The following is a 21,373-nucleotide window of genomic DNA, read 5'->3' on the forward strand; positions in this document are numbered from 1 at the left end:
CGGGCAGCCCGCTCCCCACCTAACTTCTTTGCTTTCGCTGAATTTTAAGGCGGGGGGGCTTACTGCCCAGTAAATAGTGGGGTAAAAATATGGTCAATATCCTTAAACACATTGATGTCTACATAGTATGTCCCTATATGACCGCATCTTTTGCTTAAGTACTTTTTCCTCTATTCTCACAGACTCATGTATAATCCACATTTACACGGAATCCTATACGATCTATAGAAAAACCTCTAGCTTCAACTGCTAGAGGCTCCTCATTCTATTTTAAAATAACTACTCAATTTTGTAAAATTACACAAATAAAAAGGATATTAAGTGGGCCCACTTAATATCCTGAGAGTGGCTCGGGACGGAATCGAACCGCCGACACGAGGATTTTCAGTCCTCTGCTCTACCGACTGAGCTACCGAGCCAAAACTATATATAAAACCACTAATGGTGGTATAAACAAAAGTGGCGGTCCCGACCGGGGTCGAACCGGCGATCTCCTGCGTGACAGGCAGGCATGTTAACCACTACACCACGGGACCAAAAATGAACATAAAAAAACATGACCCGTACGGGATTCGAACCCGTGTTACCGCCGTGAAAGGGCGGTGTCTTAACCACTTGACCAACGGGCCACGAAAAATAAAATGGTGAGCCATGAAGGACTCGAACCTTCGACCCTCTGATTAAAAGTCAGATGCTCTACCAACTGAGCTAATGGCTCATACTCACCAACGTCATATTTTCGTGACGACAAGATGTATCATAACATGTTTTCTTTATCTTTTGCAATACCTTTTTTTATTTTTTATAAAAGATAAGAAAAAACTCATGTAAACATGAGTTTTTTCTCAAAAATATCAATTAAGCTTCGTATACGTTACGAACGATATTTGTTTGGTTACGATCTGGTCCAACTGAGAACATAGATAATTGAATTCCTGTTAACTCAGAAACACGTTCTACGTATTTTCTTGCATTTTCAGGAAGCTCGTCTAATGACCTTACACCAGTAATATCTTCTGTCCAACCTGGAAGCTCTTCGTATACAGGCTCACATTTCGCTAAAATATTTAAGTTTGCTGGAACTTCATCGATAACTTCGCCATTGCATTTGTAAGCAACACAAATTTTAAGAGTTGGAATACCAGTTAGAACGTCGATAGAGTTTAATGATAAATCTGTTAAACCACTAACACGACGTGCATGTCTTACAACAACGCTATCGAACCAACCTACGCGGCGTGGACGACCAGTTGTCGTTCCATACTCACGACCAACTTCACGAATTTGATGACCAATTTCATCATGAAGCTCAGTAGGGAATGGACCATCACCAACACGGCTTGTATATGCTTTACATACACCTACAACGCGAGTAACTTTTGCAGGACCAACTCCAGTTCCAACTGTTACACCACCAGCAATCGGGTTAGAAGATGTAACGAATGGGTACGTACCGTGGTCGATATCAAGCATAACACCTTGTGCACCTTCAAATAGTACACGGTGATTGTTATCTAATGCATCATTTAATACAACAGACGTATCACACACATATTGTGCGATTTGTTGTCCGTACTCGAAGTACTCTTCGAAAATTTCTTCTACACTGAAACCTTCTGTATCGTACATTTTTTCAAACAAACGATTTTTTTGTGCTAAATTGCGCTCAAGCTTCTCTTTAAATGCTTCACGGTCTAAAAGATCAGCCATACGGATACCGATACGAGCAGCTTTGTCCATATATGCAGGACCGATACCTTTTTTCGTTGTACCGATTTTGTCATCACCTTTACTTGCTTCTTCTAACTCATCTTGTTTTAAGTGATAAGGTAAAATAACGTGCGCACGGTTACTTACGCGTAAATTTTCAGTACTTACACCACGATCGTGTAAGTATTTTAACTCTTCAAGTAACGCTTTCGGATCTACTACTAAGCCGTTTCCGATTACACAAATTTTTTCTTTATAGAAAATACCAGATGGAATTAAGTGTAATTTATATTTAACCCCGCCGAATACAATTGTATGTCCTGCGTTATTTCCACCTTGATATCTTGCAACTACTTCCGCATGCTCAGAAAGAAAATCAGTGATTTTACCTTTTCCTTCGTCGCCCCATTGTGTTCCTACAACTACTACTGAAGACATTATTACAGCACCTCCGCAATTTTCAAACGATCTATTCAAACAATATAATTGTACCAAAACGGAAAAAGAAGTCAACCAAAAAGCGAACATTTTTTTACAAAAAAACTTTTTCGTTCGTAAGAATTATATTTTCACATTATGAAAGCCTTATCTTTTATATAAAAAAAAGAAACACATCTTATTATAAGAAATGTGTTTCTTTTTTATACCATCTTTATGCCGGCGGCGCATGTCCATCTTCGAAGCGACGTTCTAAGTTAACGAACTTATTGAACTCCTTAACGAATGCAAGCTCTACTGAGCCTACTGGACCGTTACGCTGCTTCGCAATAATAATTTCAATCGTATTTTTGTTTTCCGTTTCTCGATCATAGTAATCTTCACGATATAAGAAGGCTACAATATCAGCATCCTGCTCAATACTTCCCGATTCACGAATATCAGACATCATCGGACGTTTATCTTGACGAGATTCTACACCACGAGATAACTGCGACAAGGCAATAACAGGCACTTGCAATTCACGTGCAATCCCTTTTAGTGTACGAGAAATCTCAGATACTTCCTGCTGACGGTTCTCTCCTGATTTCCCACTTCCTTGAATAAGCTGTAAGTAGTCAATCAAGATCATACCAAGACCCTGTTCTTGTTTTAATCTACGACATTTTGCTCGAATCTCATTCACCTTAATCCCAGGCGTATCATCAATATAAATACCGGCATTAGAAAGGCTCCCCATCGCCATCGTTAATTTCGCCCAATCATCAGAAGTTAATGATCCGGTACGAAGTCTTTGTGCATCAATATTCCCTTCTGCACAAAGCATACGCATAACTAGCTGATCGGCACCCATCTCTAGACTAAAAATCGCTACATTTTCATCCGTTTTCGTCGCTACGTTTTGTGCGATATTTAATGAAAATGCCGTTTTCCCTACCGATGGACGTGCTGCCACGATGATTAAATCATTTCGTTGGAACCCTGCCGTCATCTTATCTAATTCAGTAAATCCAGTTGGTATCCCGGTAACTTCACCTTTTTGGTTATGCAAAAGTTCGATTTTATCGTAGGCATCTACAAGAACGTCTTTAATATTTTGGAATGCCTTAGCGTTCGTTTGATGTGATACTTCTAATATTTTTTTCTCAGCCTCATTTAATAGGCCATCCACATCATCTTCTCTCTCATATCCATCAGACACAATATGAGTCGCTGTTCGAATTAAACGACGTAACAGCGCTTTTTCAGCGATGATTCGTGCATAATACTCTACGTTAGCAGCAGTTGGAACAACTTCTGCTAACTCTGCTAAGTAAGAAACACCACCAAGTTCTTCTAGTAACCCTTGATCAGCCATCGCTGACGTCATCATTACTAAGTCGATTGGCTCCCCCTTATCAGATAACCCAAGCATGACTTCGAAAATCTTTTGGTGTTTCGTTCGATAAAACGAGTCAGGTACCAATAGTTCCGATGCTGACGTTAATGCATCCTGATCAATCAATATAGCACCTAAGACTGCCTGCTCAGCTTCTATATTATGCGGAGGGGTACGATCAGCCATTACATCACTCATACGCAATCCTCCTTGCTTAACTTAGTTTTATTGTTCACTAACATGAACTTTTACTGTTGCTGTTACTTGCGGATGCAATTTCACAGTAACGTTTGTATAGCCTAATGCACGAATTGCATCATCCATTTCAAATTTACGCTTATCAAGTTTAATTTTGTGTGATTTTTGCATTGCATCTACGATTTGTTTACTTGTGATTGAACCGAATAGACGTCCACCTTCTCCAGATTTAGCCTTTAATTCTACAGTTAGTTTCTCTAACGTTTCTTTTAATTGTTTTGCATTTTCAAGATCTGCTGCTGCATCTTTTTCTTCTTTGCGCTTTTGAGCTTCTAAAGTTTTCATACTGCTATTTGTCGCTTCAGCAGCTAATCCTTGTTTTAGTAAGAAGTTATTTGCATAACCATCTGGTACGTTTTTTACTTCTCCTTTTTTCCCTTTACCTTTTACGTCTTTTAGAAAAATTACTTTCATGATTGTGTGCCTCCCTGTAAATAGTCATCAATAACAAATCGAAGCTTCTCCTCAGCTTCATCTACTGTAACATTTTTCATTTGTGTGGCTGCATTCGTTAAATGCCCCCCACCACCTAAGTTTTCCATAATTAGCTGCACATTCACTTCACCTAAAGACCTGCCGCTAATTCCAATGAAATTCTCGCCACGTTTTGCAATAACAAATGATGCAGTAATTCCTGTCATTGTTAATAATGTGTCCGCTGATTGCGCAATAAGCACTTGATCGTAGTAATCATCACTATCAACTTTTGCAATCGCAATTCCATTTGTATAAATGTACGCATTTTTAATAGCTTTTGCAACCCGTAAATACTGATCCATATCTTCTTTTAAAAGCTCTTGTACAAGTACGGTATCTGCACCATGAGAGCGTAAATAAGAAGCGGCATCAAACGTACGAGCACCCGTACGGAATGTAAAGCTTTTCGTATCAACAATAATACCTGCTAACAATGCCGTTGCTTCTAGCATTGTCATTTTTAAATTTTTCGGTTGGTATTCAAGCAATTCGGTAACAAGCTCTGCCGTAGAAGAAGCGTAAGGCTCCATGTAAACAAGCAATGGATCTTCAATAAAATCTTCTCCTCGGCGATGATGGTCAATAACAACTACATTTTCAATCTTGCGTAACAGCTTTTCTTCCATCACCATTGAAGGTTTATGCGTATCAACAACAACAAGTAATGAATCATCATTTGCAAATTCCATCGCTTGTTCTGGTGTAATAAAGTGAGACCATAACTCTTCGTTTTGTTTCACTTTATCCATTAAACGCTTAATTCCCTTATCAGAATCATTTTCATCTAGCACAATATATCCTTTGCGCTCATTTAATTGCGCTACCTTTAAAATACCAATCGCAGCACCAATTGCGTCCATATCAGGAGCCCTATGCCCCATTATAATGACGTTACTACTTTCTAATACTAAATCTTTTAATGCGTGCGAAATAACTCTAGCACGTACACGAGTACGTTTTTCTACCGGATTTGTCTTACCACCATAAAACTTAACTTTACCTGTTGCTTGCTTAATAGCTACTTGATCTCCACCGCGGCCAAGTGCAAGGTCTAAGCCGGACTGAGCCATTGCCCCAAGTTCTGATAAAGGTAAATCACCTGAACCGACACCTACACTTAAGGTGAGTGGTATATTCCTTTTAGATGTTTCTTCACGCACTTGATCTAAAATGCTAAATTTCCCTTTCTCCATCTGTGCTAAAATACTTTCATTTAACACAACGAAGAATCTTTCTGAAGATGCACGTTTTAAATATGCCCCATACTTAACGGCCCATTCATTTAGTCTTGATGTTACAAGACTTGTTATATTCGTACGTAATTGATCATCTAATCCTTGTGTAACTTCATCATAATTATCTAAATAAATGACAGCCAAAACAGTACGTTGATCCTCGTACATCTTTTCAATCTCTGTTTGTTCCGTTACATCAAAGAAATAAATTAACTTTTCTTCTTTCCTTACAAAGACACGAAACTTTCGATTATTTAAAGAGACTATATCATCGGAAGTTTCTCCCTTAATAAAAAGAAGTAACGTTTCTGATACATCATAAAGGTGCCATCCAGCTAATGCATGCTGCCCGAGACACGAAGATAAATAAGGATTCGCCCAATCAATCCCATAATCCTTATTGTATAACAAAATACCAATTGGCATCTGGTTAAATGCTTCATTACTCACTTTCTTTACCCTTGTAATCATATCTGTCGTATGTTTCTCGAAATTCTTTTGAAAGGTTAGTTCAAATCGTACAACAAGAAAAAGGACGATACAAAAAATAAAGAAGGAGACGATCCCCATTATCAAGTGAAAATAACAGAGGATTGAAATGAGCACAAACACAAAAAATGCCAATACGTAAACAGGATATAAAAACCACTGTTTCTTATAAAATTCAGGCATGTATACAACTCCTATAAAGTAAAACTAACTCATCTTCCAGTTAGTAATACAGATTAAAATAGTATAAGGAATATTATTTTATCCTCCTATTTTAGAACGCAATGAAATCCCTAAATCAATTATACCTAAGATTGTCACAAGAGGAAACAGCATCGGGATAAACATGCAAGCGATAAAACTAATAATAGGAACCCCTTTCGTAAAACCTTTACTATGCGCTAGAAAAGCGATAAATGTCAGACCTTGCAGTACTAGTAGTAACGCAAATATGACATATAGGTTAGAAAATACCATATGTAAATATGATGTCGGTTCTACTTTTATAAAAGTTGATAGCAAAATAAATATAACGTAATACCAAACAATACTCTTTGGTAATTGTATATCTTTAAACTTAGGCCAATGTATAACGTCATGTTTTAACTTTCTTAAAACACTACCGGATATCATAACTGTAATCCAAGAGAAACATACCGATACCATGACAAGTAAACTTGGGAATAACGTTTGTAACACATCATTAAATTGTGCAAATAACTCTTTTTGCTCTTTACTAATAGGCATGCCCGCAGCAGTAACTATCTTTTCGCTTTGCGCCATACTTTCATTAAACATATTTTGCATTTGCTTCATTAAATCTATGTTAAAAAACTTTATACTCGCAACATAAATGAGCATAATACCAATTAAGTAAGCAAGCGTCCCCGCCATCAAAATTTCTACTGGCTTCTTTTGTTTTTTATACATATGTCCTAAAACGATACCTATTAATCCAAACATAGTTGTCTTTACTAGGTTCATCGGTTGACTGACAATAATAGTAATAAAAAGCGCTGCCGTAAAAATTACAAAGGCATTAGATATTTTATATCTTATCGTTAGCAATATAAATGGCAACGGCAATGCAAACGTTACGACTGTACCTAAAATCGGAACATACATAGATATAAGCAATAACATTGCATATATCGCTAACAACGCTGCACCCCCAGTAATAAATTTCGTATTTTTCATCATCTAACCTCTCTTTCAAAAAAGAAAAGCATAGCAAAATGCACAGTAGAGTCCGACTCTACTGTGCATTTCATACGCTATTATTCACCAACATATGGTAAAAGTGCCATTTGACGAGCACGTTTAATTGCAACTGTAAGTTTGCGTTGGTATTTTGCGCTTGTTCCTGTTACACGACGAGGTAAAATTTTACCACGCTCAGAAACGAAACGTTTTAATAAATCAACATCTTTATAATCGATGCGAGTGATGCCGTTAGCTGTGAAGAAACACACCTTACGACGTTTCGCACGTCCACCTTTGCGTCCTGCCATGTCTATTTCCCTCCATTCTTTGTTAAAACTAACAAATTTACTGTATTAGAACGGTAAATCGTCGTCAGAAATGTCGATCGGTTGACCTACATTTGAAAATGGATCGTCATTCTTCGTAAATCCAGAGTTTCCTTGGTTACCTTGGTTGCCTGAATTACTAGATTGACCAAATGGGTTAGAGCTTTGGTTACCGAAACCAGCTCCTGATGGTTGCTGATTAAATGAACCACGTTGCTCCCCACCGCCATTACGCGGCTCTAAAAATTGTACGCTTTCCGCAAGAACTTCTGTTACATATACACGTTTACCATCTTGTCCCTCGTAATTACGAGTTTGAAGACGCCCATCTACGCCTGCTAAGCTACCTTTTTTCAAATAATTTGCTACGTTTTCTGCTTGTTTACGCCATATTACACAATTAATAAAGTCAGCTTCACGCTCACCTTGTTGATTCGCAAATGCGCGATTCACAGCTAACGTAAAAGTAGCTACTGCAACACCATTGGGCGTGTAACGTAAGTCAGGGTCCTTAGTTAAACGACCAACGAGGATAACACGATTCATCAATCGAACCACTCTCCCTTATATATCAATTATTTTTCTTCTTCTTTAACAACGATATGACGAAGGATGTCTTCGTTGATCTTAGCTAAACGGTCGAATTCGTTAATCGCTTCTGCGTTAGATTTCACGTTTAAGATCATGTAGAAACCTTCACGTAAGTCGTTGATTTCGTAAGCTAAACGACGCTTACCCCACTCTTTCGTGTTAATGATTTCTGCACCATTGTTTGTTAAAACACCTGCAAAACGTTCAACTAAAGCTTTTTGAGCTTCTTCTTCAACGCCAGGACGAATGATGTACATAATTTCGTACTTTCTCATTACACTTTCACCTCCTTTTGGTCTAAACGGCCCATAATGGGCAAGGAGCAATTAATTTATAGTAATTACTCACGAGTTTAGATTATATCATAGTAAGTTAGATGAATCAACTCACCCATACATAAAAAACTTGGCAAACACATAATATATTTGCCAAGTTCATATCTTTATTTTTCCTAGGAAATATCAAATTAAACGTTGAAACGGAAATGCATAACGTCTCCGTCTTTTACGATATACTCTTTTCCTTCTAAACGAACCTTACCAGCTTCTTTTGCAGCTGTCATAGAACCGTTTGTCATTAAGTCCTCGTAAGATACTGTTTCCGCACGAATAAATCCACGCTCGAAGTCTGTGTGAATTACGCCAGCACATTGTGGTGCTTTCATACCTTGTTTGAACGTCCATGCACGTACTTCTTGCACACCAGCTGTGAAGTAAGTAGCAAGTCCTAATAAATCATATGCAGCACGAATTAATTGATCTAAACCAGATTCTTCAATACCTAGTTCTTCAAGGAATACTTTTTTCTCTTCCTCGTCTAGCTCGGCGATTTCTGATTCGATTTTTGCACATACAACGATTACTTGAGAATTTTCATTCGCAGCAAATTCTTTTACCATTTGTACATATTTGTTTTCAGAAGGATCGATTACATCGTCCTCGCTTACGTTTGCTACATATAACATTTCTTTCGTTGTCAGTAAATGAAGGCCTTTAACAATCTTCATTTGCTCTTCTGTAAATTCAACAGTACGAGCTGGTTTTCCCTCTTCAAAAGCTTCTTTTAAACGAACTAAAATTTCATGCTCATATACTGCTTCTTTATCTTTTTGTCTTGCTAATTTCACAACACGTTCGATACGTTTATCAACAGATTCTAAATCTGCTAAGATTAGCTCTAAGTTGATTGTTTCAATATCATCAATTGGATCTACTTTCCCTGAAACGTGCGTAATATTTTCGTCTTCAAAACAACGAACAACTTGGCAAATTGCATCTACTTGGCGAATGTGAGATAAGAATTTATTTCCTAAACCTTCACCTTTACTAGCACCTTTTACGATACCTGCAATATCAGTAAACTCAAATACAGTCGGAACAGTTTTTTTCGGTTCTACTAATTCCGTTAATTTATTTAAACGCTCATCTGGTACTTCTACAATTCCTACGTTTGGATCAATTGTACAGAATGGATAGTTTGCAGATTCTGCTCCTGCTTGTGTAATTGCATTAAATAAAGTGGACTTCCCTACGTTAGGTAATCCAACAATCCCAGCCGTTAATCCCATATTTTTCACTCCTATGTCTCAATCTTTCATCATTATAGATAGTAACGAAAAAAATGACAAGTTTCCTCCAAACGAAAAAAAGTAACAGCTACCTACCGCAACTGTTACGTTCTCTCTATTCTTCGTGCTTCACAAGTATTTTTTTTACCTTACGATCGAACTCTCTTCGAGGAATCATTACTGAATGGTCACATCCCTCGCACTTAATGCGGATATCCATTCCCATACGAATAATCTTCCAACGATTCTCACCACATGGGTGGGCTTTCTTCATTTCCACAACATCATACAAGTTATACTGCTTTTGCTCCATTCTCCAAACCCCTCTCCATACTAAATTGCTTTTCCACTCACTAATTCTTCACGATTATATAAAACCATACGTGGATATGGAATTTCAATACCATGTAAATCTAGACGATTTTTAATTTCTTTACGAAGTGCCCTTGCAATAACTGCATGTTGCATTGGCTCTACTTCAGCAATAACACGTAGTATAACTTCTGAAGCAGCTAATGTTTGTACACCTAACAACTGAGGCGTTGTTACCATTTTTTCATACTTTGCAGGTAATTCCTCTAATAACTCTTCAATGACTTGCTCTGCTTTTGCAATGTCCGCCTCATATGAAATAGATACATCCACAAACGCTACACTATTACTTACCGAGAAGTTCGTAACTTGAATAATACTTCCATTTGGTAAAGTATGAATTTCACCTGTCCAACTTTTCACTTTTGTTGTACGAAGTCCAATTTCTAAAACGACACCTTCAAACTGCCCAATTCTTACATAGTCACCTACTGAAAATTGATCTTCTAGCAAGATAAATAATCCTGTAATAACATCTTTTACTAAACTTTGAGCACCAAATCCGACTGCTAAACCAATTACCCCAGCACCGGCTAATAAACCTGATGCATTAATATTAAACACACCTAAAATCGCAATTAACATAATGAACATAACAACGTATGCCACAATATTTTCAAGTAACTTCGCTACTGTAACTGTACGACGTTCTGAAATTTGAATTGGAGAACGACTTCCCATACGAAACGCATTTCGTACAACCGCTCTTGCAATTCGCACTACAATTGCACCAATTGTTAAAATGATACATATTTTTAATGCCGCAATTCCAATATGAGCCCAACGATCAGCATCTAATAAATACTGTTTCGTAGCATTAAACCAATTCGTTAATAAATCCATGTACCTCTACCTCTCCAGCCAAAATTTCTTTTTAATTACCCTTCTTATTGTATCAGAAGTCTCCTGATTGCTGAAAAAATTTTATAACTTTAATTCTATTTATTAACTTCCATGCAGGTATAAAATGGAACAAATATATATATACTAGTACTATTATTTCCGTCTTCATTTAAGTTTTACATCACATATGCACTTATAGTTTTCCATTTCACTCAACATATAACATATTTTGAAAATTTATTAAAAGGATGGGTGCTTCATGAATATTGGAAGTTTTCGCTTACCTTTTTTCGAAAAAGAAACTCAAAACGTTATGCACCAAGATTTAGAAGCCTCCGAGACAATTAGTAACTTCTTACTTTCCCATATCCCTATTAAAAACCATATACCAATTATTCTCGTTTGTATCGGAACAGATCGTTCTACAGGCGATGCACTCGGGCCATTAGTCGGTACGAAACTAGAACAAGTAGGAATTACAAACTTCCAAGTGTTCGGCACACTAGATGAACCAGTACATGCGCTAAATTTAGAAGAAAAAATTCGGAATATACAGAAAGATAACCCTACTTCATTTATAATTGCGGTTGATGCCTGTTTAGGAAAATCTCAAAATATCGGTTCCATCACTACCGGAATGGGGCCTAGTAAACCCGGAGCTGCGATGAATAAGAAATTACCAGCAGTTGGTGACTTACATATTCATGGCATCGTAAATCTGAACGGTTTTATGGAGTTTTTCGTCCTGCAAAATACAAGATTAAGCTTAGTCATGAAAATGGCTGATGTAATTGCACAAAGCATAAAAGAAACAGACCAAAAATTATCTGTATTAAAAAAAGCAAACCATCTATAAATAATAAGATGGTTTGCTCTTTAGTTTTGCTGCGCTAATAATTCTAAAATACGATTTAAATCTTCTTTATTGAAAAATTCAATTTCGATTTTACCTTTTTCTTTTTTTGTTTCTTTAATTTTTACCTCTGTGCCAAACTTTTCTCTTAAGAACGTTTCGCGTTCTACGAAAAATATGTTTCTCTCTTTTTTCACTTGTTTTGTTTCACGTGAAACGCGTTGATTAATCTCCTGAACAATTTTCTCTAATTGACGAACATTTAATCCTTCTTTTTCAATTCGTTTTAGTAAAGATTTCAACTGTTCTTCATCTTTTATCGTAAGTAAAGTTCTCCCATGAGCCATTGAAAGTTGACCGTTTGCAATCATATCTTGCACAAAAGAAGGGAGGCTTAATAATCGCGTATAGTTTGCAATGTAAGGTCTGCTCTTGCCAAGACGTTTTGCTAATTGTTCTTGCGTTACATTTAGCTCATTCATTAACATTTGGTATGCCATTGCTTCTTCCATTGGATTTAAATCTTCTCGTTGTAAGTTTTCAAGCAATGCAAACTCCATCATTTGCTGCTCATTTAATTGTCTTACAACAGCAGGCACCTTTTCGAGCCCAGCCTCTTTAGCAGCACGATACCTTCTTTCACCTGCGACAATTTCATATCCTTTAATACTCTTTCTAGCAATTAACGGTTGTAATATGCCATGCTCTTTAATAGAAGCCGATAATTCTTGAATCGCCTCTTTATTAAAGTGTTTACGTGGTTGATATGGATTCGGTCTTAATTCAGTTATCGCAATCTCCTGAATTGTCTCTTCTTCTTTCACATCTAAATCAGGAAAAAACACATTGATTCCTCTTCCTAATCCTTTAGCCACCTGCAATCACTTCCTCTGCTAAATCTATATATACTTCTGCCCCTCTTGATTTAGCGTCATACTGCATAATTGGTTTCCCATGACTTGGTGCTTCACTCAAACGAACATTACGAGGGATAATTGAACGGTATACTTTGTCTCTAAAATATTTTTTCACTTCATCTATAACTTGAATCCCTAAATTTGTACGGGCATCCAACATTGTTAGCAATACACCTTGGATTGCTAGATTTTTATTTAAGTGCTTTTGCACAAGTCGAACTGTATTTAATAGCTGACTTAACCCTTCTAATGCGTAATATTCGCATTGAACAGGAATAATAACAGAATCTGCTGCTGTTAATGCATTAATCGTTAATAACCCTAAGGATGGGGGACAGTCGATAATAATATAATCGTATTCATCACGAACTGGCTGTAATGCCCTTTGCAAACGTACTTCCCGGGAAATAGTCGGTACCAATTCAATTTCAGCACCTGCTAATTGAATTGTAGCGGGTAGAACATCTAAGTTTTCAGTTGCGGTTTTCCGTATAACCCCTTGAACATCTGCATCTTCCACAAGAACGTTGTAAATACATTGATCTAATTCGGATTTTTCAATTCCCACACCAGTCGTTGCATTTCCTTGAGCATCAATATCTACAAGAAGGACCTTTTTACCTACTTGTGCCAATCCAGCCCCTAAATTAACAGATGTTGTTGTTTTCCCAACGCCACCTTTTTGATTGGCAATAGCAATGATTTTTCCCATGATGTCACCTACTTTCAACCTTTCTATCTTATTCTAGTAACAATTACGTTTATTGTAACATGAAATAAAAGTTTTTCTTTTACGTCCTTATTAAACTTCAAAATTTATTTGTAAACTCCTTCTTCCTCTAACAAGAAAATATAGTAAAAGAGACCTATCCAATAGGATCAGGTCTCTAACACGCCATTATTATTTTTTCTTCGGGATTTGAATTGTAATTTGATAGTATTCATCAAATTCTTCTTCCTCAGAATTAACATTCAAACCACTGTCAGCAACCATTTGTAATGATTGCCTAATTGTATTCATGGCAATTCTTGTATCTCGACTTACTGCTTTTTGCTTTGCCTTACGCTTCGGTTTTGCTTCCTCTAATAACTTTGCAATTCGTTCCTCTGTTTGCTTTACATTCAGTTGTTTCTCCACAATTTCCTGTAAAACTTTCAGTTGTAATTCCTCATTCTTTAAAGGAATGAGCGCGCGGGCATGGCGTTCTGTAATGCTTTTTTCTAATAACGCACTTTTTATTTCTTCCGGCAACTTTAACAATCGCAACTTATTTGCGATTGTGGATTGTCCTTTTCCAAGTCGTTGTGCCAATGCTTCTTGTGTTAAATTATGTAACCCAATTAGCTTTTGATATGCCACAGCTTCCTCGATTGCTGTTAGTTCCTCACGTTGCAAGTTTTCAATTAAAGCTACAGATGCTGTTTCTGTATCATTTAAATTCTTTATAATTGCAGGAACCTTTTCCCAACCTAACTTTGTTGCCGCACGGAAACGTCTTTCTCCAGCAATAATTTCGTACTTATCATCCTCATATTGCCTCACAACAATTGGCTGAATAAGTCCGTGTGTACGAATCGTTAATGCTAGTTCTTCAATACGCGCATCATCAAAAACTGTTCGTGGTTGATAACGGTTAGGGGTAATATTTACTATCGGAATTTCTTGTATTTCTTCATATACCTTTTTATCTATTTCTTCATGGCTTTCGTCTTGTAATTCGAATTCGCTCTCTTTATCTCCAAAGCCAAATAAACGAGAAAACGTATTTTTCATACATATTCCACCACCTTTTAGGCCTATTGACTATTCTCCATAAAATGTTTCCTATGAAACATTTACGTTTTCATTTATATAATTTAATCTTACGTCTAATAAGATTTATTTTTCAATAGGTAATTTATTGGGTGTTCCCGGTTTGCGTGGATATTTCTTTGGTGTCTTGCGTTTTTTCTCGATTAATAAAATATTACGTTCACTTTCTTCAAACGGTAATTGGAACGTAGACATTTCTTTTAAATCCCCGCCTAGCACCTCTAAAGCATACTTGCCATTTTCAATTTCTTCGTTTGCTGCGGCACCTTTCATTGCAATAAATGTTCCCCCAACTTTTACAAGTGGTAAACATAGCTCGCTTAATACTGAAAGACGTGCAACTGCACGTGCCATTACAATATCGTACGATTCACGTACACCTTCTTTTTTACCAAATGTTTCAGCACGATCGTGACAAAATGCAACGTCACTTAATTCCAACTTTTGTGCTAAATGATTTAAGAAATTAATACGTTTTTGCAATGAGTCTACAATTGTAACCTTTAAGTGCGGGAAACAGATTTTTAAAGGAATACTTGGGAATCCAGCTCCTGCACCAACATCACAAATTGAGAATGGTTTTGAAAAATCATAGTAAAAAGCAGCTGTAATGGAATCAAAAAAGTGTTTTAAATATACTTCCTCTTTCTCCGTAATAGCCGTTAAGTTCATTTTTTCATTCCACTCTACTAATGTTTCGAAGTAGATTTCGAACTGCTCTAACTGTCTAGAAGAGAGGGTAATACCCTTCTCTTCTAGCATAGATTGAAATTGTTCTATGTTCATCTAACAATATCTCCTTACTATTTATTGGTTCGATACTCGCGCAATTTTTCCTTGTTCGATATACACAAGTAAAATGGAAATATCAGCTGGATTTACACCAGAAATACGTGAAGCTTGCCCCATCGATAGTGGACGAACATCTTTCAATTTCTGTCTAGCTTCAGAGGCAAGACTTGAAATTGCATCATAATCAATATCCACAGGTATTTTTTTGTTTTCCATTTTCTTCATACGCTCTACTTGCTGTAAAGATTTTTCAATATATCCTTCGTACTTAATCTGAATTTCAACTTGTTCTGTAACTTCATCACTTAATTCTACTTCACTTGGTACTAAAAGATGAATATGCTCATATGTCATCTCCGGACGACGTAATAAGTCACTTGCACGTATTCCATCTTTTAATTCACTTCCACCAATACTGCGAATTAATTCTTGAACTTCAGGACGTGGTTTAATAATAATGCTGCTTAAACGTTCCTTTTCTTGTTCAATTTGTAATTTTTTATTTGTAAATCGCTCATAGCGCTCTTCCTTAATTAATCCAATTTCACGACCAATCTCAGTTAAACGAAGATCCGCATTATCGTGGCGTAATAATAGGCGATATTCTGCACGAGATGTTAGTAAACGATACGGTTCATTCGTTCCTTTCGTTACAAGATCATCAATTAAAACACCGATATAAGCATCTTCACGACCTAAAATAACCTCTTTTTTACCTAAAGAACGACATGCTGCATTAATTCCAGCCATAAGCCCTTGTCCTGCCGCCTCTTCGTAACCCGAAGTTCCGTTAATTTGTCCTGCTGTATATAAGTTTTTGATTTTTTTCGTTTCAAGTGTTGGCCATAGTTGTGTTGGTACAATTGCATCATATTCAATTGCATAACCTGTACGCATCATTTCAACATTTTCTAGACCAGGGATTGTTCTAAGCATATCACGCTGTACGTCTTCTGGTAAGCTTGTAGATAAACCTTGTACATACACTTCTTGTGTATTACGTCCTTCTGGCTCTAAGAAAATTTGATGACGTGGTTTATCATTAAACCTTACTACCTTGTCTTCAATTGACGGACAATATCTAGGCCCTGTTCCCTTAATCATACCAGAATACATAGCTGAGCGATGTAAGTTTTCATCTATTAAACGATGCGTTTCCGTACTTGTATACGTTAACCAACATGGAATTTGATCCATGATAAATTTTGTCGTTTCAAAAGAGAAAGCTCTTGGTTTATCATCGCCTGGTTGAATTTCTGTTTTACTATAATCAATCGTATTACTATTTACACGCGGAGGTGTACCTGTTTTAAATCTAACAAGATCAAATCCAAGCTCCTCTAAATGTTCCGATAAAGTAATAGATGGTTGTTGATTATTCGGACCGCTCGAATATTTTAAATCCCCCATAATAATCTGGCCGCGTAAAAACGTACCAGTCGTAATTACAACTGTTTTTGCCGTATATTCAGCGCCAGCTTGCGTAATTACCCCTTTACATTCGCCATCTTCAACGATTAAACGCTCTACCATTCCTTGGAACAAGGTTAAGTTTGGTGTTTCTTCAATTGTTTTCTTTAATTCATGCTGGTAAGAGAACTTATCTGCTTGCGCTCGAAGTGCGCGTACAGCTGGTCCTTTACCCGTATTTAACATACGCATTTGAATATGCGTTTTATCAATGTTACGTCCCATTTCTCCGCCTAATGCATCAATTTCACGAACAACAATCCCTTTTGCTGGTCCACCAACAGAAGGGTTACATGGCATAAACGCTACCATATCTAAATTAATCGTTAACATTAATGTTTTGGAGCCCATTCGTGCTGCCGCAAGACCAGCTTCACATCCTGCATGACCTGCACCGATTACTATGACATCGTATGAACCGGCATTGTATCCCATTGTTTATTCCTCCTAATAATCTCTATCTTTCTGAAACATCACTATATTATTTTCCTAAACAAAATTGAGAGAACAACTGGTCAATTAGGCTTTCGTGAACGGTATCACCAGTAATTTCACCAAGTATTTCCCATGTTCTTGTTAAATCAATTTGCACCATATCAATTGGAACACCATTTTCTATCGCCTCAATTGCATCTCCAATTGTTTTTCCTGCTTGTGTTAATAATCCAATATGTCTCGCATTAGAAACATATGTTACATCTGCAGAATCAATTGTTCCTTCAAAGAATAAATCAGCTATTGCTTTTTCAAGCTCATCTATTCCTTGTTCCTCAATTAACGACGTTGTAATAACACGATTTCCCGCTGCCAATTCTGTAATACGTTCCATATCGATTGCTTGCGGTAAATCTGTCTTATTTACAATAACAATGAAGTCTTTTCCTTGTACCGCTCTGAATAGATCTTCATCCTCATTCGTTAAAGCTTCGCTATAATTAACGACAACTAACACTAAATCAGCTTGGCTCATCATTTCTTTTGAACGCTCTACACCAATTCGTTCAACAACATCTTCTGTTTCACGAATTCCAGCCGTATCTATAAGTTTAAGTGGTACACCACGCACATTAACGTACTCTTCAATAACATCACGAGTTGTTCCTGCAATATCAGTTACAATTGCCTTTTTCTCCTGAACGAGACTATTTAATAGCGATGATTTCCCAACGTTAGGTCTACCAATAATTGCAGTAGCAATTCCTTCACGTAAAATCTTTCCTTGCTTCGATGTTTCTAATATTTTTGCAATTTCAGCACGAACATGTGTAGCTTTCTCAATTAAAATATTATGTGTCATTTCTTCCACATCATCATATTCCGGGTAATCTATATTTACCTCAACATGAGCTAACGTCTCTAATATGTCTTGACGCAGACGGCCGATTAATTTAGATAATCGTCCTTCCATTTGATTAATTGCTACGTTCATTGCACGATCTGTTTTTGCACGAATTAAATCCATAACAGCTTCTGCTTGTGATAAATCAATACGGCCATTTAAAAAAGCACGTTTTGTAAATTCACCAGGCTCCGCTAATCGTACTCCTTGCGCTAAAATAAGCTGCAATACTTTATTTACCGAAACAAGTCCACCGTGACAGTTAATTTCTACTATATTTTCGCGTGTAAAAGTCCTTGGTGCACGCATAATAGATACCATAACTTCTTCAATAACCTGATTTGTATCTAAATCAACGATATGACCATAATGAATTGTGTGAGAAGGAACCTCTGTTAAGTCCTTCCCTTTAAAAATACGATTAACTTTTTCAACCGCATCATCCCCACTTACTCGAACAATGGCAATTGCACCCTCTCCAAGCGCTGTGGAAATCGCGGCAATTGTATCAAATTCCATGTCCTTTCACCTCACTTGCTTATTTATCTCTATTTCAACATGATTATTTTCTTCACTAAATTATTAGAATACCATAACCAACCTATCTACAAAAGAATAATAACTCATTTTATTATGTCCTCATGTAAAAAACACTAAACTTATTCACAGTGGATAAGTTTAGTGTTTTTTAGTTATCCACATCTATTTTCCCCTCAAAAAAACCGGCACTCAATCGAGTAACCGGTCACTTGGAAGATATTACAACATGTCGATGTGGCTCTTTTCCTTCAGAAGTTGTAATGATATTTTGATGATTAGATAATGCTTGGTGGATAATCTTTCGTTCAAAAGATGGCATAGGCTCCAACACAACTCTTTTTTTCGTATTCGCTACTTGTTTTGCTAATCGATAAGAAAGTGCTTCTAATGTAGCTTTTCTCTTACTACGATAATTTTCAGCGTCTAGTGTGATGCCAATATACTGCTTCGTATTACGATTCGCTACAAGTTTTATCAAATACTGTAAGGAATTCAAGGTGTTTCCTCTTTTCCCAATCAAAACACCTACGTTTTTACCGGAAATTGTAAATTCGACTTCTCGTCCTTTTACAATTTTACTAATCTCAGCTTCCACACCCATATCTTGAATAACATTTTTTAAATATTCTTCACATTCCTGAATTGGGTCTTTCTTCAATACAACTTCTACTACTGCAGGTCGGTTCCCAAATAAACCTAAGAACCCTCTCTTACCCTCATCGATAATATTTATATCCACTCGGTCCTTTGAAGCGTTTAATTGCCTTAAAGCATCTTGTACTGCCAGCTCGACTGTTTGTCCTTTAGCAGTAATTATACTCACTTGCTTGATCCTCCTGCCTTACTAGCCTTAATTTCTGGCCCCTTGATCAAGTACATTTGAGCGATACCAAAGATATTACCAACAACCCAGTAAAGTGATAATGCAGCTGGGAAGTTAATTGCAAAGATTAGAATCATGATTGGCATTAACCAGATCATCATTGCCATTTGCGGATTTTGACCAGCTGTTCCTGCCATTGCAAGCTTTTGCTGAATAAATGTCGTAATTGCTGCAACAACCGGTAAAATATAGAACGGATCTGCCTGTCCTAAGTCGAACCATAAGAATGTATGCTTACTAATTTCTGATGTTCTCATAATCGCATGGTAAAACGCGAATAAAATAGGCATCTGAACAAAGATTGGTAAACATCCTGCTAATGGATTTACACCATTTTTTTGATATAACTGCATCATTTCTTGTTGTAGTTTTTGCTGTGTTGCTTGATCTTTAGAACTATATTTCTCTTTTAACTTCACCATTTCTGGTTGTAACGCTTGCATTGCTTTCGTACTCTTCGTTTGTTTAATCATTAATGGTAATAATGCAAAACGAATAATAAGAGTTGTAACAACAATCGCTAAACCGTAATTACTACCAAATAAGTTGGCAAAATACGTAATTAACTGAGAAAGCGGGTATACGAAGTATTCATTCCAAATTCCAGTGCTTTTTGGTGTAATTGGCTGATTTACTTCACTACAGCCAGCAGTAATCGCCATTAATGCAACAACCATGGCTAGTAAACCTAATTTCTTTTTCAAAGCCTACTCCTCCTTGTATCGGTATGTATATAGTGTAATTCATTTCCTTACGCTACTTTTTTATTCTTTTCATACCAGAGCGTTTAAAGACATGAATTAAGCTTTTCTTTACTTCTTCATATGTCATCTCTGCACAAGGCTTCCTTGCTATTATAACAAAATCTTTTCCAGAATCTATCTCATCTTTTAATTCTGTGATCGACTGGCGAATCATACGTTTAATTCGGTTACGCACTACTGCATTTCCTATTTTCTTGCTGACAGATAGGCCAATACGAAAGTGTGGCTGTTCTGCTTTATCTAGTTGATACACAACAAATTGACGATTCGCATTCGATTTTCCTTTTTGAAAAACCGTCTGGAATTCATCATTCTTTTTTATACGATGTTTTTTCTTCATATCAATTGACACTCCTGTAGTTCATCAGCGGAAATTCACTATTATTAGAAAAAAAGACCACTGAACGATCAGTGGTCTACGCAGATAATACTTTTCTTCCTTTACGACGACGAGCTGCTAGCACTTTACGTCCGTTCGCTGTGCTCATACGGCTGCGGAAACCATGTACTTTGCTGCGCTTACGTTTATTTGGTTGGTAAGTTCTTTTCATTATATGACACCTCCCTGAGGAATATCTGTTAAAGACAGTCTTATAAATTATAGTTAATCAACTAGGAAAATGTCAATGGTTCTAGAAATTTTCATCAAATATTCATTTTGAACCTATTCACATACTTTTTCACAGACCCTATATTTCCTTGTGGATAAATGTTTTTTATTGTTTTTTATATCCACAAACTCTTTTCGTACTTTTACACAGTATATCGTGTTGTGGACAAGTTTATTCCACAAGGTATTGATTTTGTGGATAACTTTCTTAATTTCATTGCTATAGCTACTTTTTTTTGATATTATAGTTGTGTTTTCACTTTGAATAAGTTTTCCACATCTTTATCTTATCCACAATTTGTGTATAACATGTGGACAGTTTTAATCACATGTGGGTAAATCACTATCCACATTTACTTTTTTGTCGAAAACTCTATCTCATATACAAACGACGTTTTTAGGTTTTAAAATACGTTTCGTATAAATATACATTTTATATTTATTTAGGTTGTACATTTGTTGCGCAACCTTATTCTTTTACCAACTTAGTAAAGGAGGGACACCT

22 protein-coding genes and 4 tRNA genes are annotated in these 21,373 nt (G+C 36.6%); 1 reads left to right on the forward strand and 25 read right to left on the reverse strand.

All coding sequences use genetic code 11. The features are described 5' to 3' along the window. Nucleotides 1-346 precede the first annotated feature (346 nt). The 15 genes from AAG068_RS27355 to AAG068_RS27425 form a co-directional block, all read right to left on the reverse strand. Nucleotides 347-419 (reverse strand) — tRNA-Phe (locus AAG068_RS27355). Nucleotides 420-460: 41 nt separating this feature from the next. Continuing rightward, nucleotides 461-536: transfer RNA gene (locus AAG068_RS27360), tRNA-Asp, on the reverse strand. 21 nt (nucleotides 537-557) lie between these two features. Continuing rightward, nucleotides 558-629 (reverse strand) — tRNA-Glu (locus AAG068_RS27365). A gap of 13 nt (nucleotides 630-642) precedes the next feature. After that, nucleotides 643-718: transfer RNA gene (locus AAG068_RS27370), tRNA-Lys, on the reverse strand. A gap of 140 nt (nucleotides 719-858) precedes the next feature. Then, nucleotides 859-2,148: an adenylosuccinate synthase gene (locus AAG068_RS27375; protein WP_342716545.1), complete on the reverse strand. Its 1,290-nt coding sequence runs from the start codon at nucleotides 2,146-2,148 to the stop codon at nucleotides 859-861. 214 nt (nucleotides 2,149-2,362) lie between these two features. Next, nucleotides 2,363-3,724, reverse strand: coding sequence for a replicative DNA helicase (gene dnaB / locus AAG068_RS27380; RefSeq protein WP_342716546.1), 1,362 nt, complete (start codon nucleotides 3,722-3,724; stop codon nucleotides 2,363-2,365). A 27-nt stretch (nucleotides 3,725-3,751) separates the two neighbouring features. Beyond that, nucleotides 3,752-4,198: a 50S ribosomal protein L9 gene (rplI, locus tag AAG068_RS27385; RefSeq protein ID WP_342716547.1), complete on the reverse strand. Its 447-nt coding sequence runs from the start codon at nucleotides 4,196-4,198 to the stop codon at nucleotides 3,752-3,754. Continuing rightward, nucleotides 4,195-6,168: a DHH family phosphoesterase gene (locus AAG068_RS27390; protein ID WP_001113895.1), complete on the reverse strand. Its 1,974-nt coding sequence runs from the start codon at nucleotides 6,166-6,168 to the stop codon at nucleotides 4,195-4,197. The genes rplI and AAG068_RS27390 overlap by 4 nt, the downstream gene beginning before the upstream one ends. Before the next feature lie 78 nt (nucleotides 6,169-6,246). Continuing rightward, a complete protein-coding gene (locus AAG068_RS27395) occupies nucleotides 6,247-7,182 on the reverse strand; it encodes a YybS family protein (protein WP_342716548.1) in 936 nt (311 codons plus the stop codon). 80 nt (nucleotides 7,183-7,262) lie between these two features. Beyond that, on the reverse strand, nucleotides 7,263-7,496 hold the full coding sequence (gene rpsR, locus AAG068_RS27400) for a 30S ribosomal protein S18 (protein WP_000918873.1): 234 nt from the start codon (nucleotides 7,494-7,496) through the stop codon (nucleotides 7,263-7,265). A 45-nt stretch (nucleotides 7,497-7,541) separates the two neighbouring features. Then, a complete protein-coding gene (gene ssb, locus AAG068_RS27405) occupies nucleotides 7,542-8,063 on the reverse strand; it encodes a single-stranded DNA-binding protein (protein WP_000981967.1) in 522 nt (173 codons plus the stop codon). A 26-nt stretch (nucleotides 8,064-8,089) separates the two neighbouring features. After that, entirely contained in the window at nucleotides 8,090-8,380 is a 291-nt protein-coding gene (gene rpsF / locus AAG068_RS27410) for a 30S ribosomal protein S6 (protein ID WP_001233778.1), read from the reverse strand. Between the two features lie 191 nt (nucleotides 8,381-8,571). Then, nucleotides 8,572-9,672, reverse strand: coding sequence for a redox-regulated ATPase YchF (gene ychF / locus AAG068_RS27415; protein WP_342716549.1), 1,101 nt, complete (start codon nucleotides 9,670-9,672; stop codon nucleotides 8,572-8,574). A 115-nt stretch (nucleotides 9,673-9,787) separates the two neighbouring features. Continuing rightward, entirely contained in the window at nucleotides 9,788-9,985 is a 198-nt protein-coding gene (locus AAG068_RS27420; RefSeq protein ID WP_000436051.1) for a DUF951 domain-containing protein, read from the reverse strand. Nucleotides 9,986-10,005: 20 nt separating this feature from the next. After that, nucleotides 10,006-10,887: a mechanosensitive ion channel family protein gene (locus AAG068_RS27425; RefSeq protein ID WP_342716551.1), complete on the reverse strand. Its 882-nt coding sequence runs from the start codon at nucleotides 10,885-10,887 to the stop codon at nucleotides 10,006-10,008. A 259-nt stretch (nucleotides 10,888-11,146) separates the two neighbouring features. Between AAG068_RS27425 and yyaC the strand changes: the two genes are divergently transcribed. After that, the gene (gene yyaC, locus AAG068_RS27430) at nucleotides 11,147-11,743 is read left to right on the forward strand and encodes a spore protease YyaC (RefSeq protein ID WP_342716552.1); all 597 of its coding nucleotides are present in this window, start codon (nucleotides 11,147-11,149) and stop codon (nucleotides 11,741-11,743) included. 20 nt (nucleotides 11,744-11,763) lie between these two features. Here the strand turns inward: yyaC and spo0J are convergent, their stop codons facing one another. The 10 genes from spo0J to rpmH form a co-directional block, all read right to left on the reverse strand. After that, on the reverse strand, nucleotides 11,764-12,615 hold the full coding sequence (gene spo0J, locus AAG068_RS27435) for a stage 0 sporulation protein Spo0J (protein WP_342716553.1): 852 nt from the start codon (nucleotides 12,613-12,615) through the stop codon (nucleotides 11,764-11,766). Continuing rightward, complete coding sequence (gene soj / locus AAG068_RS27440; RefSeq protein ID WP_000516117.1) at nucleotides 12,608-13,369, reverse strand: sporulation initiation inhibitor protein Soj; 762 nt, start codon at nucleotides 13,367-13,369, stop codon at nucleotides 12,608-12,610. Before soj ends, spo0J begins: the two co-directional genes overlap by 8 nt. A gap of 189 nt (nucleotides 13,370-13,558) precedes the next feature. After that, entirely contained in the window at nucleotides 13,559-14,431 is an 873-nt protein-coding gene (gene noc, locus AAG068_RS27445; RefSeq protein ID WP_342716554.1) for a nucleoid occlusion protein, read from the reverse strand. A 105-nt stretch (nucleotides 14,432-14,536) separates the two neighbouring features. Continuing rightward, the gene (gene rsmG / locus AAG068_RS27450; RefSeq protein ID WP_001019622.1) at nucleotides 14,537-15,256 is read right to left on the reverse strand and encodes a 16S rRNA (guanine(527)-N(7))-methyltransferase RsmG; all 720 of its coding nucleotides are present in this window, start codon (nucleotides 15,254-15,256) and stop codon (nucleotides 14,537-14,539) included. 21 nt (nucleotides 15,257-15,277) lie between these two features. Further along, nucleotides 15,278-17,167 carry a tRNA uridine-5-carboxymethylaminomethyl(34) synthesis enzyme MnmG gene (mnmG, locus tag AAG068_RS27455; protein ID WP_342716555.1) on the reverse strand — a complete coding sequence of 630 codons (1,890 nt, stop codon included), beginning with the start codon at nucleotides 17,165-17,167 and terminating at the stop codon, nucleotides 15,278-15,280. 46 nt (nucleotides 17,168-17,213) lie between these two features. Beyond that, complete coding sequence (gene mnmE / locus AAG068_RS27460) at nucleotides 17,214-18,590, reverse strand: tRNA uridine-5-carboxymethylaminomethyl(34) synthesis GTPase MnmE (protein ID WP_342716556.1); 1,377 nt, start codon at nucleotides 18,588-18,590, stop codon at nucleotides 17,214-17,216. Nucleotides 18,591-18,816: 226 nt separating this feature from the next. Then, the gene (gene jag / locus AAG068_RS27465) at nucleotides 18,817-19,434 is read right to left on the reverse strand and encodes an RNA-binding cell elongation regulator Jag/EloR (protein WP_342716557.1); all 618 of its coding nucleotides are present in this window, start codon (nucleotides 19,432-19,434) and stop codon (nucleotides 18,817-18,819) included. Then, nucleotides 19,431-20,198 carry a YidC family membrane integrase SpoIIIJ gene (spoIIIJ, locus tag AAG068_RS27470; protein WP_029440295.1) on the reverse strand — a complete coding sequence of 256 codons (768 nt, stop codon included), beginning with the start codon at nucleotides 20,196-20,198 and terminating at the stop codon, nucleotides 19,431-19,433. The genes jag and spoIIIJ overlap by 4 nt, the downstream gene beginning before the upstream one ends. A 52-nt stretch (nucleotides 20,199-20,250) precedes the next feature. After that, entirely contained in the window at nucleotides 20,251-20,598 is a 348-nt protein-coding gene (gene rnpA / locus AAG068_RS27475; protein WP_342716558.1) for a ribonuclease P protein component, read from the reverse strand. Nucleotides 20,599-20,674: 76 nt separating this feature from the next. After that, nucleotides 20,675-20,809 (reverse strand): 50S ribosomal protein L34, encoded by a 135-nt coding sequence (gene rpmH, locus AAG068_RS27480; RefSeq protein ID WP_000831901.1) that lies wholly within the window; start codon nucleotides 20,807-20,809, stop codon nucleotides 20,675-20,677. Nucleotides 20,810-21,373: the final 564 nt, after the last annotated feature.

The sequence above is a fragment of the Bacillus paramycoides genome (genome assembly GCF_038971285.1).
Taxonomy (GTDB): domain Bacteria; phylum Bacillota; class Bacilli; order Bacillales; family Bacillaceae_G; genus Bacillus_A.

What these genes read in the sequence shown, in the direction of transcription:
- rpsF (WP_001233778.1), bottom strand. Translation starts at nt 8,380, where the DNA reads ATGAGAAAGTACGAAATTATGTACATCATTCGTCCTGGCGTTGAAGAA.
- AAG068_RS27390 (WP_001113895.1), bottom strand. Translation starts at nt 6,168, where the DNA reads ATGCCTGAATTTTATAAGAAACAGTGGTTTTTATATCCTGTTTACGTA.
- AAG068_RS27425 (WP_342716551.1), bottom strand. Translation starts at nt 10,887, where the DNA reads ATGGATTTATTAACGAATTGGTTTAATGCTACGAAACAGTATTTATTA.
- rpmH (WP_000831901.1), bottom strand. Translation starts at nt 20,809, where the DNA reads ATGAAAAGAACTTACCAACCAAATAAACGTAAGCGCAGCAAAGTACAT.
- mnmG (WP_342716555.1), bottom strand. Translation starts at nt 17,167, where the DNA reads ATGGGATACAATGCCGGTTCATACGATGTCATAGTAATCGGTGCAGGT.
- AAG068_RS27375 (WP_342716545.1), bottom strand. Translation starts at nt 2,148, where the DNA reads ATGTCTTCAGTAGTAGTTGTAGGAACACAATGGGGCGACGAAGGAAAA.
- dnaB (WP_342716546.1), bottom strand. Translation starts at nt 3,724, where the DNA reads ATGAGTGATGTAATGGCTGATCGTACCCCTCCGCATAATATAGAAGCT.
- rnpA (WP_342716558.1), bottom strand. Translation starts at nt 20,598, where the DNA reads ATGAAGAAAAAACATCGTATAAAAAAGAATGATGAATTCCAGACGGTT.
- noc (WP_342716554.1), bottom strand. Translation starts at nt 14,431, where the DNA reads ATGAAAAATACGTTTTCTCGTTTATTTGGCTTTGGAGATAAAGAGAGC.
- AAG068_RS27420 (WP_000436051.1), bottom strand. Translation starts at nt 9,985, where the DNA reads ATGGAGCAAAAGCAGTATAACTTGTATGATGTTGTGGAAATGAAGAAA.
- mnmE (WP_342716556.1), bottom strand. Translation starts at nt 18,590, where the DNA reads ATGGAATTTGATACAATTGCCGCGATTTCCACAGCGCTTGGAGAGGGT.
- soj (WP_000516117.1), bottom strand. Translation starts at nt 13,369, where the DNA reads ATGGGAAAAATCATTGCTATTGCCAATCAAAAAGGTGGCGTTGGGAAA.
- rpsR (WP_000918873.1), bottom strand. Translation starts at nt 7,496, where the DNA reads ATGGCAGGACGCAAAGGTGGACGTGCGAAACGTCGTAAGGTGTGTTTC.
- yyaC (WP_342716552.1), top strand. Translation starts at nt 11,147, where the DNA reads ATGAATATTGGAAGTTTTCGCTTACCTTTTTTCGAAAAAGAAACTCAA.
- AAG068_RS27395 (WP_342716548.1), bottom strand. Translation starts at nt 7,182, where the DNA reads ATGAAAAATACGAAATTTATTACTGGGGGTGCAGCGTTGTTAGCGATA.
- rsmG (WP_001019622.1), bottom strand. Translation starts at nt 15,256, where the DNA reads ATGAACATAGAACAATTTCAATCTATGCTAGAAGAGAAGGGTATTACC.
- rplI (WP_342716547.1), bottom strand. Translation starts at nt 4,198, where the DNA reads ATGAAAGTAATTTTTCTAAAAGACGTAAAAGGTAAAGGGAAAAAAGGA.
- ychF (WP_342716549.1), bottom strand. Translation starts at nt 9,672, where the DNA reads ATGGGATTAACGGCTGGGATTGTTGGATTACCTAACGTAGGGAAGTCC.